This is a genomic window from Nocardioides sp. LS1, from assembly GCF_003865225.1.
GTDB classification, from domain to species: domain Bacteria; phylum Actinomycetota; class Actinomycetes; order Propionibacteriales; family Nocardioidaceae; genus Nocardioides; species Nocardioides ginsengisegetis.
This window is the reverse complement of sequence record NZ_BIFF01000005.1, coordinates 139,949-154,198: the sequence shown is the minus strand read 5'-3', so window position 1 is coordinate 154,198 and position 14,250 is coordinate 139,949. Positions and strand designations below refer to the sequence as shown.

Genomic DNA, 14,250 nt, shown 5'->3' with positions numbered 1-14,250 from the left:
CGCAACGTCATGCGGACGATGCAACCCCTTGCTCCAGACGCATGACGTCCCAGCCGATGGCGTCGGGCGCCTTGCTGCTCGAGCGGCTCACCAAGGGTCGTCGTAGCGATGGCGATCGATGACGAGGCGCCAGGCCAAGCCGAGACCGAGCCCGATCACCAGTCTCACTCCGGCGTGGAATGCCTCGTTCGCCATGAGCAGGTCGGCCACGTCGGGTGGGACCACGGCGAAGCAGACCACCGCGGCGGTGACAGGGACGAGGAGGCCGACGGCCGACTGCTCGTCCGGCTCGAGGCGGTCGTAGACGCCACGAGGGTTCCGTTGAGACCCCCGGGGCATCTTTCGGACCACCCGGTGGCTCAGCACGGCACACGCGGCCATGAAGGTCATGCCGGTGGTGAGACGGACGCCCCACGCGACGTGGAGCAGCATCATCACCGACAACCCGACGCCCGTCGCCGCTTCAGCCCACCAGATGCGCTGGACCAGCCGCATCCAGATCAGGTCGTGGTTGCGCTGGATGCCGGGGCTGAGCGGGTCGCTGCCGAGCCCGGCGGTGAGGTAGCCGGTCGCCGCGGTCAAGCGGCCGCGGTTTCCCTCCAGGGCCGCCAGGTTGTTCAGCACGTCCGCGTCACCGGCCGAAAGGCGGAGGGCCTCGTGGTACGCCGTACGGGCCCGGGACGCGTGCCCGAGCGCGGCATGGCAGAAGCCGAGCAGGTTGTGGGCCCCCGGGTCCAGCGGCGCCAGCCGGACGACCTCCTGTGCAGTCGCGATGGCGTCCTCGCGCCAGCCGTGAGCGCTCTGTGCGCGGGCGAGCTCATGCAGGGCTGCGGTGTCGTGGGGAAGGGCAAGCACGGCGGCCTTGGCGGCGCGCATCGCCTCATTGGTCCTTGCCAGGCTCGGGGTGTCGTCGGAGTTGAGCGCCCTGGCGAGGAGGAGCTGCGCCTGACCGCTCGCAGGGTCGGCCCGGGCTGCTGTCCGGGCCGTGGCGATGGCATCGAGAACACGTCCCTGGGCCAGTTGCGCGTCGACGAGGAGGGAGAGCGCGCCGAAGTCCTCGGGGTGCTGGCCGAGCTGCTGTCGGGCGATCACCTCGGCCTCGGCCGGTCGGCGCAGCTCGAGCAGCCGCCATCCGCGCCCGAGGCCCGACTCAGTCACGTGCGGAGGTCCCGTAGGAGTGCGGCCGTGCCCGGTCGCGGACGCGGGAACCGAGGGACAGCAGCAAGAGGGCGAACATGAGGATGCGGACCGCCGGTCGACCCCAGGCCCACACCGCGCGAGCCGGGCTCAGCGGGGCGAACGAGATGGCGAGACCGATGACGAGCAGGACGGTGAACACCACCAGGACACCGCGCTGAGCCAGGGGGACGCGGCGGAACAGGCCGCGGAGCATCACGACCGAGCCGCGCGGCATCCGACGGACGACCAGCCAGGCGAGCAAGGCGTCGATCGCCAGCATCGCGACCGCCAGCCCGGCCCGCAGCCACCAGCTCGGGGCCATCCCGTAGTCGGGCGTCGGCGGGATCAGGAGGACGCCCTGGACCAGTAGGAGGAGCAGCAGGGCGAGGCTCATCCGCGACACGAGCTTCACCCACAGGACATCGAGGTTGCGGCGCAACAGCTCGTCCTGTGGGTCGGAGGCCAGCCCACGCGTCAGCAGACCGGCCGCACGGCCCAGGCGCTCGCGGCGGACGGCCACGGCGGCGAGGTTGTTGGCGGTCCGGTGGCTCGTGGGGTCGAGGCGGGCGGCCTCCCTGTGGGCCGCGGCAGCAGCCTTGCGGCGACCACGCTGTGAGAGCACCGTCCCGAGGGTCGAGTACGCCTCGGCGGCATGCGGGTTGAGGCGGATCGCCTCACGCAGGGCCGACTCTGCATGGGGCAGGTCCGGAGAGCGACCGGCGCGCAGGGCGGACCCGAGGACGAGGTGGTTGACCCAGTCATCGGGGTCGAGCCGCACGGCCTGGCGTGCCGCCTCGAGCGATCGCTCGTGACGGCCGAGCTGACCGGCGGCGGCGCTGGCGAGGCGATACCCCGCCGGGTGCTGCGGATCCAGCGCGACCGCGCGGAGGGCGAGGCGCTGGGCCTGGGCCCAGTCGTGCTGCAGCGTGCGTGAGGCCGCCAGCAGCCGGACCGCATCGGCGCGTTCGGGATCTGCCCCCAGGACTGCGCGGACTTCCTCTTCTGCCGCTTCGTAGCGACGCAGCTCCAGCAAGTGCATCGCTCGATCCAGGTCCTGGGTCACCCCCCGGACCTGCCGTGCTTGCGGAGGTACTTCGCGAGCTCGTCGTACTCACCGGTCTGGTTGGCGAAGAGAGCCACGTTGCGGGCGGTTTCCAGCCACGGTCCGATGGACGGTCGAACTTCTCCCAGTGCGGACTCGAAGTCGGACATGCCGATCATCCGGGTGTTCCCCGTGCGTACGGAGTCCATGAGGGCGAGCTCAGCCGCGCTCTCGCACAGGTGCGCCAGATCCGCGCCCGAGTAGCCCTCGGTACGCCGGGAGAGCCGGTTCGTGTCGATCCGTTCCACGGGTCTGTCTCGCAGGTGGAACCGCAGGATCGCCTCGCGGGCCTCACGGTCAGGGGGAAGGACCAGCAGAGTGCGGTCGAGCCGGCCCGGACGTCGCAGGGCGGGGTCGACGTCCCACGGGTGGTTGGTCGCGGCCAGCACGAACACGCCCTCGTTGTCTGACCCGATGCCGTCGAGCTCGGTCAGCAGCTGGTTGACGGTGTTGCGCATCGCGTTGTTGCGGGTCAGTGAGCGCTTCTGACCGATGGCGTCGAGCTCGTCGAGGAACAGCACGACGGGCGCGGACCCCCGGGCGGTCTGGAAGAGCTCGTGGACGTTCTTCTCACTGTTGCCGATGTACATGTCGAGCACGTCGGCCAGCGACACAGACAGGAAGGCGGCGCCTAGCTCGCCGGCCACGGCCCTGGCCAGGAACGTCTTGCCGCACCCTGGTGGTCCGTACAGCAACAGACCGCCGCGCAGCGACTTGCCGTAGAGCCGCTGGAGCTCCGGGTTGCGCAGCGGGGCCAGGAAGCCTGCCTCAAGGCGGTCCTTCACCTGCTTCATGCCGCCCACGTCGGAGAGCCGGAGCCCGGACCGCTCCACGTCGAAGGCTGTGGTCTGGCAGGGCTCATCCTCCCCTTCGACGTACATGGGCGGCACGACGTCACCGAGGTCGGACTCCGCCGCGCGCCAGTCGAAGCCCGACGTGGGCACGGCGGAAGTCGGGCCCACGGGGTGGTCCGGGGCACCGATGGCGCGGGCGATCAGCTCGCGGGCCCGGCTGTTGGTCGGCTCGTTGGTGAGTGCGGTCGCAGCGTGGGCCACCGCCTCGTCGCTGCGACCGGACTGGAGCAGCATCTCGGCGAGATGGAGGCGCAGCGGCACGTCCTGCTCGTTGGCAGCAACGGCGGCACGAAGGCTGACGATGAGCGGGTCGTCCACGAGTTCCTCGCTGGGTGAAGAGTCGGAGCGACGGTGACACTACGCTCCCTGACGTGACCGATCTTGCACGTACCAGCGCAGCCGACACCGCCCGCCTCACCGCCTCCGGTGACCTGACCGCCCGGGTGGTGGTCGAGGAGGCGTTGGCCCGGATCACCGAACGCGATCCGGCGCTCAACGCGTTCTCGGTCGTGCTGGGCGAGCAGGCGCGCGCCGAGGCGACCGAGCGCGACGCGGCCGTCGCGGGCGGCGCGACACCCGGCCCGCTGCACGGCGTACCGATCGCCATCAAGGAGGAGATCGACGTCACCGGCACGGTGACGACGTTCGGGGGCGAGGCCAACACGACGCCGGCCCCCGCCGACGCCGAGCTCGTACGACGCCTCCGTGACGCCGGTGCCGTGATCGTCGGCAAGACCACGATGCCGGAGTTCGGGGCGTTCCCCTACACCGAGTCCGCGTCGCGGGGCATCACCCGCAACCCGTGGGACCGCACCCGCACGCCCGGCGGCTCCAGCGGCGGCACGGCGGCGGCCGTCTCGGCCGGCCTGGTCCCGGTCGCGATCGGCGGCGACGGAGGCGGCTCGATCCGGATCCCCAGCGCCTGCTGCGGCCTGTTCGGCCTCAAGCCCCAGCGCGGCCGCGTCACCACCGCCCCGCATCCGCACCTGTGGTGGGCGCTCGGCACCGCCGGCCCGCTGACCCGCACGGTCCTCGACAGCGCGATCGTCTACGACGCCATCCGGGGCAACGTCCCGACCGACCTCTACCGGGCCGGGGGAGACGAGCCGTTCGTGGCGGCCGCGCAGCGCGAGCCCGGCCGGCTGCGGATCGGCTGGACGACCAAGCCCGTCACGCTCGGCGTGAAGCCCGACCCGCTGCACGTCCAGGCCGTGGCCGACATGGCCCGGCTGCTGGCCGACGCGGGCCACGACGTCCGTGAGGTCGACCCGCGCTACCCCGACCCGACGGCCGCCTTCGTGCCGCAGTTCTTCGCCGGCATCCGCACCGAGGCCGACGCGGTGGAGCACTTCGAGCGGCTCGAGCGCCGCACCCGTGAGACCTACCGACTGGGGACGTGGGTCCGCCGGGGCGTCGTCGACTGGGCGCTGAAGGAGACCGAGAAGGTCTCGGCCAAGGCCAACCGGGTCTTCGATGACATCGACGTCCTGCTCACCCCGACGATCGCGCACCGCCCGCCGGTGGTCGGCCGCCTGGACGGCGTCGGCACGGTCCTGGCCGCGCTCCGCGCGATGCCCGCGATCGCCTACGCCGCGCTGTGGAACGTCGCCGGCAACCCGGCCGCGGCCGTCCCGTGCGGCACCGGCCCCGACGGCCTCCCGTTGAGCGTCCAGCTCGTGGGCCGCACCGACGACGAGGCCACCCTGTTCAGCCTGGCCGCCCAGATCGAGCAGGCCCGACCCTGGCCCCTCGTGGCCGGCGACGAGGCGTGACCCGCTACCGCCTCGCCGGACGCCGGCGGCCGGTGGAGCTGGCCGGCCGGACGGTCCTCGTGACCGGCGCGTCGTCGGGCATCGGCGCCGCGACGGCGCGCCGGGTCTCGGCCGCGGGCGCGACCACGATCCTGGTCGCCCGTCGTGCCGACCAGCTCGAGGCCGCGGCCGCCGGGCTCGAGCACGCGCACGTCCACCCGGCCGACCTGACCGATGCCGACGCGGTCGCCGACCTGGTCGCGCGGGTGACCGCCGACCACGGGGGCGTCGACTTCCTGGTCAACAACGCCGGCCGCTCGATCCGGCGCTCGCTCGCCCTCTCGACCGACCGCTTCCACGACGTGGAGCGGACGATGGCGATCAACTTCTTCGCGCCCGTGCGGCTCACCCTTGCGCTGCTCCCGGGCATGCGGGAGCGGGGCTTCGGCCACGTCGTCAACGTGCTCTCGTGGGGCGTCCAGCTGCGGGCGCCGAAGTTCTCGGCCTACCTCGCCTCCAAGTCCGCGCTCGACACGTGGTCCCGGGTCGCGGCCCGGGAGACGCTGGCCGACGGGGTCACCTTCACCAACATGCGTCTCGGCGCGGTCCGCACCCCGATGCTGGTGCCGACCGGCGGCGCCGAGGATCGCCGCCAGCTCGACGTCGACGAGGCAGCCGCCCTGGTCGAACGGGCCCTGCGCGAGCGGCCGGTCACCGTCAACCACCCGCTCGGCACGCCCGGCGAGCTCCTCACGGTCCTCGCGCCGCGGCTCAGCGATGCCGGCATGAACCGGCTGCACCGGCGTACGCCGGACACCGCCGCGGCCCGCGGCACGCGCTAGTCCCTCGTCGGCCCCATCAGCAGGAACAGCACGCCGGCCGGGTCCTGCAGCATGCCCAGACGGCCGTACGGCGTGTCGTCGACCGGCTGGAGCAGCGTCGCGCCGAGCTCCACGGCCTGGGCCGTGGTCGCGTCGGTGTCCTCGACCTGGATGTAGAACTGCCAGCGCGAGGGCTGGTCGCCGAGGAACGTCGTCCCGTCCATGATCCCGGCCTGGGCGTTCTCGTCCTGGCCCAGCGTGGTGTAGCGGAACTCCGGCACGTCGCTCATCGTGTGGGTGTCCCACCCGAACACGTCGCGGTAGAACGGCACGACCGCGTCGTACTGCTTGCTCAGCGTCTCGAACCACGCCGGTGCGCCGACCTCGTTGCGGGTGATGAAGCCGGGGAACGTGCCTGGCTGCCAGCCGCCGATCAGGGCGCCGGCCGGGTCGAGGAGCACCACCATGTGGCCGAGGTCGCCCACCGGCATCGGCTCGGCCACGACGGTGCCGCCGGCCGCGCGCGCCTTGTCGGCGGTCGCGGAGACGTCGTCGCTGGCGAGGTAGACCGACCAGGCGCTCGGGCTGCCGGCGCTGCCGTCGTTGGCCATCAGGCCCGCGATCGGCTGGTCGCCGCGCAGGAACATCCGGTAGCCGCCGAACTCCTCCTGCGCCGGTGTCGCGGTCCAGCCGAAGAGGGCGCCGTAGAAGTCGGCGGCCGCGTCGGAGTCGGGGGTGAACAGCTCGATCCAGCAGGGCTGTCCGGCGACGGGGGTGGTGGTCATGGCGTCTCCTGGGAGTGAGTGGTGATGCGGCTATGACCGCCGGGACGGCCGGAACTCATCGTGCGGTCACCCTAGGCACCGCCCGCGGAGGGCGGCGTACCGGGCGGAGCGGCAGGGCGCCAGCGGCGTCCCCTGCGTGGCGCCACGGGCAACGTCGTCGACGACGGCCGCGACCAGCCGCTCGTCGTCGGCGTGGATGGCATGGCCGGAGCCGAGGGCCTCGACGTGCACGGCGTCGGTCGAGGCGCGGGCCAGGCGGTCGTGGTAGCCGTACCAGAGTCGCCGCACGTGGCCGGTCAGCTCGTCGGACGACAGCACCGCGAGCGGGACGTCGCCGAGGTCGATCTCGCGCAGGGCCCGGATCGTCCGCTGCTTGTCGACCGGCCGCCCGCCCTCCCACCAGGCGATCCCGCTCCAGGACCGGTCGACGAACTGCTGCGCCACCGAGGAGTCCTCGAGCACGACGCCGGCGACCAGGTCCGGGTGCCGGGTGGCGAAGGCCTGGGTCACCAGGCCGCCGTAGGACCAGCCCAGCACGACGTACGGCGCCTGCTCGCCGTGGTCGGCCAGCGTCGCGGCCAAGGCGTCGGCGGCAGCCCCCGGCCACGGGTCCGGGTCGCCGGCCGCGAGCGGGGGACTCTGCCCGATACCGGCGCGGTCGTACGTGCAGACCCGGTGCCGCCGGGCGAGGCGGTCCGCCAGGGAGTCGAACGTCGAGGAGTCGGTGTCCAGGCCCGCCTCCAGAACCACCACCGGACGGCCCTCGCCCCGGCAGTCCATCGCCAGGCCCTCCGCGGCGACGGAGGGGGTCGCCCCACCCGTCGGTGAGGCGGATGCGGCCGGTGAGTTGGGATCGGATGGTGCGGCCGAGCCGCCGCAGCCGGCCAGGACCAGCGCGAGACCGGTCAGGCAGGCGGCGAGAGGGTGGCCCACGAGGGCTCCTAGCTGGCCTTCTTCTTGGCGGCCTTCTTCGCGGTCTTCTTGGCGGGCTTGTCGGACTTCGCGTCCGCGTCGTCGCCGGCGTCGTCGGTCGCCTCGCCCCGGGCGGTCTTGGCCGCCTCGACGGAGCGCTGCAGCGCGGCGAGCAGGTCGACGACCTCCCCGGAGGACTTCGTGGACGTCGGGGTCTTCTTGACCTCGCCACCCTCGATCTTGGCCTTCACCAGCGACTCGACGGCCTCGGCGTAGTCGTCCTCGAACTCGCTGGGGTCGAAGTCGCCGGCCAGCGTCTCGACCAGCATGTTGGCCATCGCGACCTCGGCGTCCTTGACCTCGCCGATGTCGATGCTGAAGTCGGGCTGCCGGATCTCGTCGGGCCACATCATCGTCTGGAGCACGATCACGTCCTCGCGGACGCGGAGCACCGCGACGGTCGTGCGCTGCCGGAGCGCCACGGTCACCACGGCCATCCGGTCGGCGTCGAGGAGCGCCTGGCGGAGCAGGGCGTAGGGCTTGGCGCCGGTCTTCTCGGGCTCGAGGTAGTAGGACTTCTCGAAGAGCATGGGGTCGATCTGGTCGCTCGGCACGAACTTCTCGACGGCGATCTCGCGCGACGACGTCGATGGCAGCTCGGCCATGTCGTCGTCGGTGAGGATGACCATCTCGCCGTCCTCGGTCTCGTAGCCCTTGGCGATGTCGGCGTAGGCGACCTCCTCGCCGTCGATCGAGCAGACGCGTTGGTACTTGATGCGGCCGCCGTCCTTGGCGTGGACCTGTCGGAACGACACGTCGTGCGACTCGGTCGCGGAGTACAGCTTCACGGGAACACTCACCAGCCCGAAGCTGACGGCGCCCTTCCAGATCGCTCGCATGCCGAACAGTTTGTCACGGCAGGATGGCCCCATGCGCCCCATGCTCGCCACCCGCGGTGTCCACGTCCCCACCGGGGACAGCTGGACGCACGAGGTGAAGTGGGACGGCATGCGCATCCTCGCCGACGCGTCCCCGCGCGGGGTCCGACTCACCTCGCGCAACGAGAACGACGTGACCGTCACCTTCCCCGAGCTGCACGGCCTGGCCGGCCGAGACCTCCTCCTCGACGGCGAGGTCGTCGCCTTCGACGAGGGCCGGCCGAGCTTCGGCGCGCTCGCCGACCGGATGCACGTGAAGAGCGCGACGCGGGCGGCCAGGCTGGTCCACGTCCGTCCGGTGACCTACCTCGTCTTCGACCTGGTCCGCCTCGACGGCCGCGACCTGTCCCGCGAGCCGTTGTCGGTCCGTCGGGAGGCGCTCCTGGGCCTTGGCCTCGCCGACGTGCACTGGCAGGTGCCCGGCACGTACGACGACGGCGACATGCTCTTCGAGGCGACCCGCGAGCAGGGGCTCGAGGGGATCGTCAGCAAGCGGCTCGCCTCCCGCTACGAGTTCGGGCAGCGCAGCCCGCACTGGCTGAAGTTCCCGCACCGGCGGCGCGCGTCGTACGTCGTGGGCGGCTGGCGGCCGGAGACCGACTCGACCCACCGTCTCGGCGCGCTGCTGGTGGGGGAGCCGACGAGCGCGGGGCTGGTCTACCGTGGCCGGGTCGGCAGTGGCATCGCCGGCGCGAAGGGTCCGGTCCTGCGGGAGCTGCTCGAGCCGCTCGCCCGCGCCGACTCGCCCTTCGTCGACGAGGTGCCGCGGCTGGACGCCCTCGGGACCCGGTGGGTCGAGCCGGTGCTGGTCGTCGACGTGGAGGCCCTCGGCCTCTCGTCGCAGCAGCGGCTGCGGCAGCCCTCCTACCGCGGGCTCCGGGCCGACCTGACGCCCGAGGACCTCGCGGAGGACGCATGACCCGGATCGGCCTGCTGGCCACCACGCTGCTGCTCACCCTGCTCACGATCCTGACCGCGACACCGCCGGCGGACGCGGCCACCCGGACCCGGCGCCTCGACGGCGTCGAGGTGACCCTGGGGCCCGGCACCCGCCAGGTCGTCACGGTCAACCGGACGAGGGGCTACCACGCCCGGGTCACCTACTGGGTGAAGAACAGGGACGGCTGGCAGGTGCGGATGCGCGCCACCGACGGCCGGATCGGGTACGGCGGGCTGGTGCCCGGCCGCGAGCGCCGGCAGGGCACCGGCACCACGCCGCTCGGCACCTACCGGCTCCCGTGGGCGTTCGGGCGGCACGCGGCCAAGGACGTCTGGAAGATCGACTACCGGCGGATCCACCGGGGCGACTTCTGGGTGCAGGACAACGCCTCGGACTTCTACAACCGCTACCGCAACCAGGAGCAGGGCGGCTTCCGCTGGCGGCTCCCGGCCAGCGACGAGAACTCCTCCGAGCGGCTCTCCGACTACCCCGGCAGTACGAGTGGTCGATCGTCACCAGCTTCAACCACCGCCAGGTCCGGCACCGTGGCGCCGGGATCTTCCTGCACGTCAACGGCTCCGGCGCGACCGGCGGCTGCGTGAGCGCGCCCCGCCCCTTCATCCGGAGGCTGATGGCCCGCCTCGATCCGGCCCGGGTCCCGGTCATCGCGATCGGCCGCTGACCCACTCCTGTCACACGAAGTTCACGAAATTCGCACCGTCGAACCCCTGTACGACGACCCCCTGCATGCGCCACGATCTGGCTCGCCGGTGTACCCCCGCGCCGCGCCATCTCTCGGGAGATCCCCCATGCCTCGTGCACAGCGCGTGTCGATCACGCTTGCCCTGAGCCTCGCTCTGGGCTTCCTCGCCCTCCTCGTGCCCACCTCCACCGCGGACGCGGCCGTGCCCAACGCGGCCGCCTGCTCGACCTCGGGCACGTGGACGCCGGGCCAGCTCAACATCTACTGGTTCGACGTCGACCAGGGCGACAGCCAGCTCCTCGTCGGCCCGACCGGGAAGACGATGCTCATCGACCTGGGCGAGAACGCCTACAACACCAAGGGCACCGCCACCAACGCCACCGCGGTCGCCGCGCAGATCCGCGGCATCTGCGGCACCGGCGCCAACCCGGTCCACCTCGACTACGTGATGGCCAGCCACCACCACCTCGACCACATCGGCTACGCCGGCAACCCCGGCGACACCCAGGCCTACAGCAACGGGCTCTACCAGCTGCTGACGCCGACCAGCGTCGGCGGCCTCGGCTTCACGGTCGGCAGCCTGATCGACCACGACGGCGGCACCTGGACCGACGCGAACTCCAACGGCAAGTGCGACACCGGCACCTCGACGGCCCCCGAGCCCGAGATCGCCTGGCACAACGTCGGCACCACGAGCATGACCGGGCAGCGCTTCATCTGCTGGCTCTACGGGCCCGCCGGCCAGGCCGACCGCGCCAACATCGAGGGGAAGGTCGTCACCCTGACCAACACCGGCACGTGGCCGGGCATCGACCTCGGCGGCGCCACGGGCACCATCGAGGAGGCCAACGCCAAGGGCGTGATGCAGGCCGACGGCACCACGCCGGTCAGCGGCAACCACTCCACCGACGCCAACCCGCCGAGCGAGAACGACTACTCGATCGGCGTGAAGTTCACCTACGGCGCCTACAACTACGCGACCGCCGGCGACAGCGACGGTGAGTACTCCTCGTCGGTCAACGGCTACACCTACAACGACGTCGAGTCGCTGCTGAAGACCAAGATGGGCAAGGTCGAGACCCTCCGCGCCAACCACCACGGCTCGGCGCACTCCTCCTCGGCCAACTACGTCAACGCGCTGGACCCGCAGATGACCGTCATCTCGTGCGGCACCAACTCGTTCGGCCACCCGGGCAACCGCACCCTCAACACCTACCGGGCGATTGCGGCGGACATCTACATGATGAACAACCCCTGCGACACCACGGACACGACCGGCGCGGCCATCGACTACTCGGGCACGTTCAACCACGGCGGCACGATCCACCTGGTCACGACGGGCACCAACGGCTCGGGCTACACCGTCACCTACGACACCGGGTCGCGCAGCTACGTCACGGGCGCGGGCACGGGCACCAACGGCGACCCGACCCAGGTGAAGGTCAACGAGTTCCTCATGGCCCCCTCGGGCACGGGCACCGAGTGGGTCGAGCTCTACAACCCGCTCACCGCGCCGGTGGACGTCAGCGGCTTCTACATCGACGACGTCGCCGGTGGGGGCGGGGCGCCCAAGCAGATCCCGGCCGGCACCGTCATCCCCGCGGGTGGCCGCTACGTCATGGACATCGCGTCCGGCTTCCTCAACAACACCGGCGCGGAGACCGTGCGCTTCCTCTCCGGCTCCGGGGCCAGCGAGGTCACCTACGACTCCTGGTCCTACAACCTCGGCAGCACCCAGTCCGACAAGGTGTTCCACCGCCAGGGCGACGGGGGAGCGTGGTGCGGCACCATCTCCACCAACCTGAGCAAGGGGACCGCCAACCCCACGACGTGCCCGTGAGCGCACGCCTCGTCGCCGCCGCCGCACTGCTCCTCGTGGGCAGTGCGGCGGCGGCCTGCTCCGCCGACTCCGGTACGACGACAGCCGACCCGGCCACCCGCCCGGCCGGCTCCGTCGTACCCGCCGCCGCCGACACCCGGCTCGTCCTCGTCAGCGGCCGGGACGACCACGGCATGGTCGCCGAGGAGCACGTCCCGCTCTACGGCAAGGTCGAGGGCACCCACCCGTCGGCCGTGGTCGACGACGGCACCTACGCCCGCGTGCTCGCCACCGACGGCCAGTGGCTGAAGGTGGAGACCGTCGAGGGCCGCCACGCCACCGGCTGGATCGACGATTTCTTCCTCCGGGGCGAGTCGCGGCTCGTCGGGGCCGCCCCGTCCTGCCGGGCCACCCTGGCCGGCGAGAAGCGCACCGGCGGCACGCTCGTCGTCGTGCACGCCCTGCACGGCGACCGCGCGAAGGTGGAGTCGATCGCCGAGCCGACGACGACGGGCTGGGTCAGCCGGTCCGCCCTGCAGGAGCTGCCGCCTCAGGGGCCGCAGTGCGGTGACATCCCGCTGGACGACAAGCACGCCCACCACCACTGATCCGATTAGGTTGTGGCCCATGGCCGGCCAGGAGCTCCTCGTCGACGTCGAGGGCCGCACGCTCAGGATCAGCAACCTCGACAAGGTGCTCTACCCGCGCACCGGCACGACCAAGGGCGAGGTGCTCAACTACTACGCCCAGGTCGCACCCACCCTGCTGCCGCACCTCAAGGACCGCGCGGTGACCCGGATCCGGTGGCCGCACGGCGTGCAGGGCGACAGCTTCTTCGAGAAGAACGCGCCCGCCGGCACGCCGAGCTGGGTACGCACGGCGCGGGTCCCCACGACGGGGTCCCGCGCCGCGCGCTCGGTCGAGGCCGGGGGCAGCGACACGCTCGTCTTCCCGATCGTCGACGACCTCGCGACGCTCACCTGGCTGGTCAACCTCGCCGCGCTCGAGCTGCACGTGCACCAGTGGACGGTGGGCCGCAACGGCCGGCCCCGCAACGCCGACCGGCTGGTCATCGACCTCGACCCGGGCGAGCCGGCCGGGCTGCACGAGTGCTGCGGCGTGGCCCTGCTGGTCCGCGACAAGCTGGCCGAGCGCGACCTCGTCGCCAAGCCGGTCACCAGCGGCAGCAAGGGCCTGCACCTGTACGCCGACCTCCCGGGCCGGATGCCGTCGGACGACTCGACCGCCTTGGCGAAGGAGGTCGCCGAGGAGCTCCAGGCCGCGCACCCGAAGCTGGTCACGGCGACGATGACCAAGGCCAAGCGCGGCGGCAAGGTGTTCCTCGACTGGTCGCAGAACGCCGGCTCGAAGACCACGATCTCGCCGTACTCCCTGCGTGGCCGGGAGCGCCCCTACGTCGCCACGCCGGTCACCTGGGACGAGGTCGCGGAGGGGGCCGATGACCCGCTGGGGCTGGAGCAGTTCCGCTTCGACGAGGTGCTCGAGCGGATCGCCGACCACGGCGACCTGTTCGCCTCGTGAGGCACCATCCGGGGCGCCGCGGGTTGTTACCGAACGGTGGATCGGCTGTGGATCGGCCGTTGCCCAGGCGGTCCTACCGTGGGGGAGGAACGACGGTCTTTTCCTAAGGCTCGAGCCCCGGTCGCCGATGTCGACGACCACGGGCTCGACGGGGGACACGGCGGTCGCGGACCTGGGGGGAACGCGGTCGACCGGTAGTGACACATGGGGGGACACGGCCGGTACGGAGGCACCCGGGGAGGGAGTGCCTCCGCACCGGTCCGGACGGGAGAGGCCCGCTCGGCGACCGGGGGGACGCTGGGCGGGCAGCCCGTCGGGAGGCCCTTCCACACTCATCTCTCGGGAATGACAAGAGGCTCGAATGGAGATCGTCACCGCCCCCTACCAGCCGGCCCCCTCGCTCCGCAGCCGCCTGCTGGTGGGCTTCGCCGTGTTCGCTCCCGTCACCGTGCTCGCCCTGCTGCCCATCGGGCTGGGGCTCGAGCGCTACGTCGTGCGCACCGACGACATGGCCCCGGGGATCCCGCGCGGCGCCGTCGTGCTCGAGCGCGCCGTGCCGGTCGGGGACCTGCGCGTGGGCGACGTGGTCACCTACGTCCCGCCCGCCTCGTCCGGGGTCGAGGGCAACGTGACCCACCGGATCGTCTCCGCGCACGGCGCACACCTGCTCACCCAGGGCGACGCCAACCCGCAGATCGACCCGTGGCCGGTGCCCACGACCGGCACGACCGTGTCGCGGGTCGTGTGGTCGGTGCCGAAGGTCGGCTTCCTCTACCTCGCGCTGGTGCGACCCGGAGCCTGGGGCGGCGTGGCCCTGGTGCTGCTCGCCGCGCTGGCCTTCGGCGTGGCGTGGTCCAGCGGGCGTCAGCGGTCACGGCGCGATCCGCCGTGACCGGCGTCGGGA

At 72.1% G+C, this 14,250-nt stretch carries 14 protein-coding genes; 8 read left to right on the top strand and 6 right to left on the bottom strand.

Features of this window, described 5'->3' with window-relative positions:
• Positions 1-87: 87 nt before the first annotated feature.
• The 3 genes from EJF31_RS14945 to EJF31_RS14935 are packed head-to-tail and all read right to left on the bottom strand — an operon-like array spanning position 88 to position 3,453.
• On the bottom strand, positions 88-1,158 hold the full coding sequence (locus tag EJF31_RS14945) for a tetratricopeptide repeat protein (RefSeq protein WP_125037950.1): 1,071 nt from the start codon (positions 1,156-1,158) through the stop codon (positions 88-90).
• Positions 1,151-2,218, bottom strand: coding sequence for a tetratricopeptide repeat protein (locus EJF31_RS14940; RefSeq protein ID WP_125037949.1), 1,068 nt, complete (start codon positions 2,216-2,218; stop codon positions 1,151-1,153). Before EJF31_RS14940 ends, EJF31_RS14945 begins: the two co-directional genes overlap by 8 nt.
• Before the next feature lie 20 nt (positions 2,219-2,238).
• A complete protein-coding gene (locus EJF31_RS14935) occupies positions 2,239-3,453 on the bottom strand; it encodes an AAA family ATPase (RefSeq protein ID WP_125037948.1) in 1,215 nt (404 codons plus the stop codon).
• Between the two features lie 53 nt (positions 3,454-3,506).
• Between EJF31_RS14935 and EJF31_RS14930 the strand changes: the two genes are divergently transcribed.
• The gene (locus EJF31_RS14930; RefSeq protein ID WP_125037947.1) at positions 3,507-4,907 is read left to right on the top strand and encodes an amidase; all 1,401 of its coding nucleotides are present in this window, start codon (positions 3,507-3,509) and stop codon (positions 4,905-4,907) included.
• A complete protein-coding gene (locus EJF31_RS14925) occupies positions 4,904-5,728 on the top strand; it encodes an SDR family NAD(P)-dependent oxidoreductase (protein ID WP_260430885.1) in 825 nt (274 codons plus the stop codon). The genes EJF31_RS14930 and EJF31_RS14925 overlap by 4 nt, the downstream gene beginning before the upstream one ends.
• On the opposite strand, the gene EJF31_RS14920 is transcribed toward EJF31_RS14925, so the two are convergent.
• The 3 genes from EJF31_RS14920 to EJF31_RS14910 form a co-directional block, all read right to left on the bottom strand.
• Positions 5,725-6,492, bottom strand: a complete 768-nt coding sequence (locus tag EJF31_RS14920; RefSeq protein WP_125037946.1) for a VOC family protein — start codon at positions 6,490-6,492, stop codon at positions 5,725-5,727. The genes EJF31_RS14925 and EJF31_RS14920 overlap by 4 nt on opposite strands.
• Before the next feature lie 66 nt (positions 6,493-6,558).
• Positions 6,559-7,425 carry an alpha/beta fold hydrolase gene (locus EJF31_RS14915; RefSeq protein WP_125037945.1) on the bottom strand — a complete coding sequence of 289 codons (867 nt, stop codon included), beginning with the start codon at positions 7,423-7,425 and terminating at the stop codon, positions 6,559-6,561.
• Positions 7,426-7,433: 8 nt separating this feature from the next.
• Complete coding sequence (locus EJF31_RS14910; RefSeq protein WP_125037944.1) at positions 7,434-8,303, bottom strand: Ku protein; 870 nt, start codon at positions 8,301-8,303, stop codon at positions 7,434-7,436.
• Positions 8,304-8,334: 31 nt separating this feature from the next.
• Between EJF31_RS14910 and ligD (EJF31_RS14905) the strand changes: the two genes are divergently transcribed.
• From ligD (EJF31_RS14905) to EJF31_RS14880, 6 genes are all read left to right on the top strand, one after another.
• Positions 8,335-9,261 carry a non-homologous end-joining DNA ligase gene (gene ligD, locus EJF31_RS14905; protein ID WP_125037943.1) on the top strand — a complete coding sequence of 309 codons (927 nt, stop codon included), beginning with the start codon at positions 8,335-8,337 and terminating at the stop codon, positions 9,259-9,261.
• Complete coding sequence (locus EJF31_RS22150; RefSeq protein ID WP_221767593.1) at positions 9,258-9,884, top strand: hypothetical protein; 627 nt, start codon at positions 9,258-9,260, stop codon at positions 9,882-9,884. The genes ligD (EJF31_RS14905) and EJF31_RS22150 overlap by 4 nt, the downstream gene beginning before the upstream one ends.
• A 207-nt stretch (positions 9,885-10,091) precedes the next feature.
• The gene (locus EJF31_RS14895) at positions 10,092-11,825 is read left to right on the top strand and encodes a lamin tail domain-containing protein (protein WP_125037942.1); all 1,734 of its coding nucleotides are present in this window, start codon (positions 10,092-10,094) and stop codon (positions 11,823-11,825) included.
• Positions 11,822-12,412: a hypothetical protein gene (locus EJF31_RS14890; protein ID WP_125037941.1), complete on the top strand. Its 591-nt coding sequence runs from the start codon at positions 11,822-11,824 to the stop codon at positions 12,410-12,412. The genes EJF31_RS14895 and EJF31_RS14890 overlap by 4 nt, the downstream gene beginning before the upstream one ends.
• A 19-nt stretch (positions 12,413-12,431) precedes the next feature.
• Positions 12,432-13,346 (top strand): non-homologous end-joining DNA ligase, encoded by a 915-nt coding sequence (ligD, locus tag EJF31_RS14885; RefSeq protein WP_125037940.1) that lies wholly within the window; start codon positions 12,432-12,434, stop codon positions 13,344-13,346.
• Positions 13,347-13,707: 361 nt separating this feature from the next.
• Positions 13,708-14,238 (top strand): hypothetical protein, encoded by a 531-nt coding sequence (locus EJF31_RS14880; RefSeq protein ID WP_125037939.1) that lies wholly within the window; start codon positions 13,708-13,710, stop codon positions 14,236-14,238.
• Positions 14,239-14,250 lie beyond the last annotated feature (12 nt).

What these genes read in the sequence shown, in the direction of transcription:
- EJF31_RS14940 (WP_125037949.1), bottom strand. Translation starts at nt 2,218, where the DNA reads ATGCACTTGCTGGAGCTGCGTCGCTACGAAGCGGCAGAAGAGGAAGTC.
- EJF31_RS14920 (WP_125037946.1), bottom strand. Translation starts at nt 6,492, where the DNA reads ATGACCACCACCCCCGTCGCCGGACAGCCCTGCTGGATCGAGCTGTTC.
- EJF31_RS14910 (WP_125037944.1), bottom strand. Translation starts at nt 8,303, where the DNA reads ATGCGAGCGATCTGGAAGGGCGCCGTCAGCTTCGGGCTGGTGAGTGTT.
- ligD (WP_125037943.1), top strand. Translation starts at nt 8,335, where the DNA reads ATGCGCCCCATGCTCGCCACCCGCGGTGTCCACGTCCCCACCGGGGAC.
- EJF31_RS22150 (WP_221767593.1), top strand. Translation starts at nt 9,258, where the DNA reads ATGACCCGGATCGGCCTGCTGGCCACCACGCTGCTGCTCACCCTGCTC.
- EJF31_RS14895 (WP_125037942.1), top strand. Translation starts at nt 10,092, where the DNA reads ATGCCTCGTGCACAGCGCGTGTCGATCACGCTTGCCCTGAGCCTCGCT.
- ligD (WP_125037940.1), top strand. Translation starts at nt 12,432, where the DNA reads ATGGCCGGCCAGGAGCTCCTCGTCGACGTCGAGGGCCGCACGCTCAGG.
- EJF31_RS14880 (WP_125037939.1), top strand. Translation starts at nt 13,708, where the DNA reads ATGGAGATCGTCACCGCCCCCTACCAGCCGGCCCCCTCGCTCCGCAGC.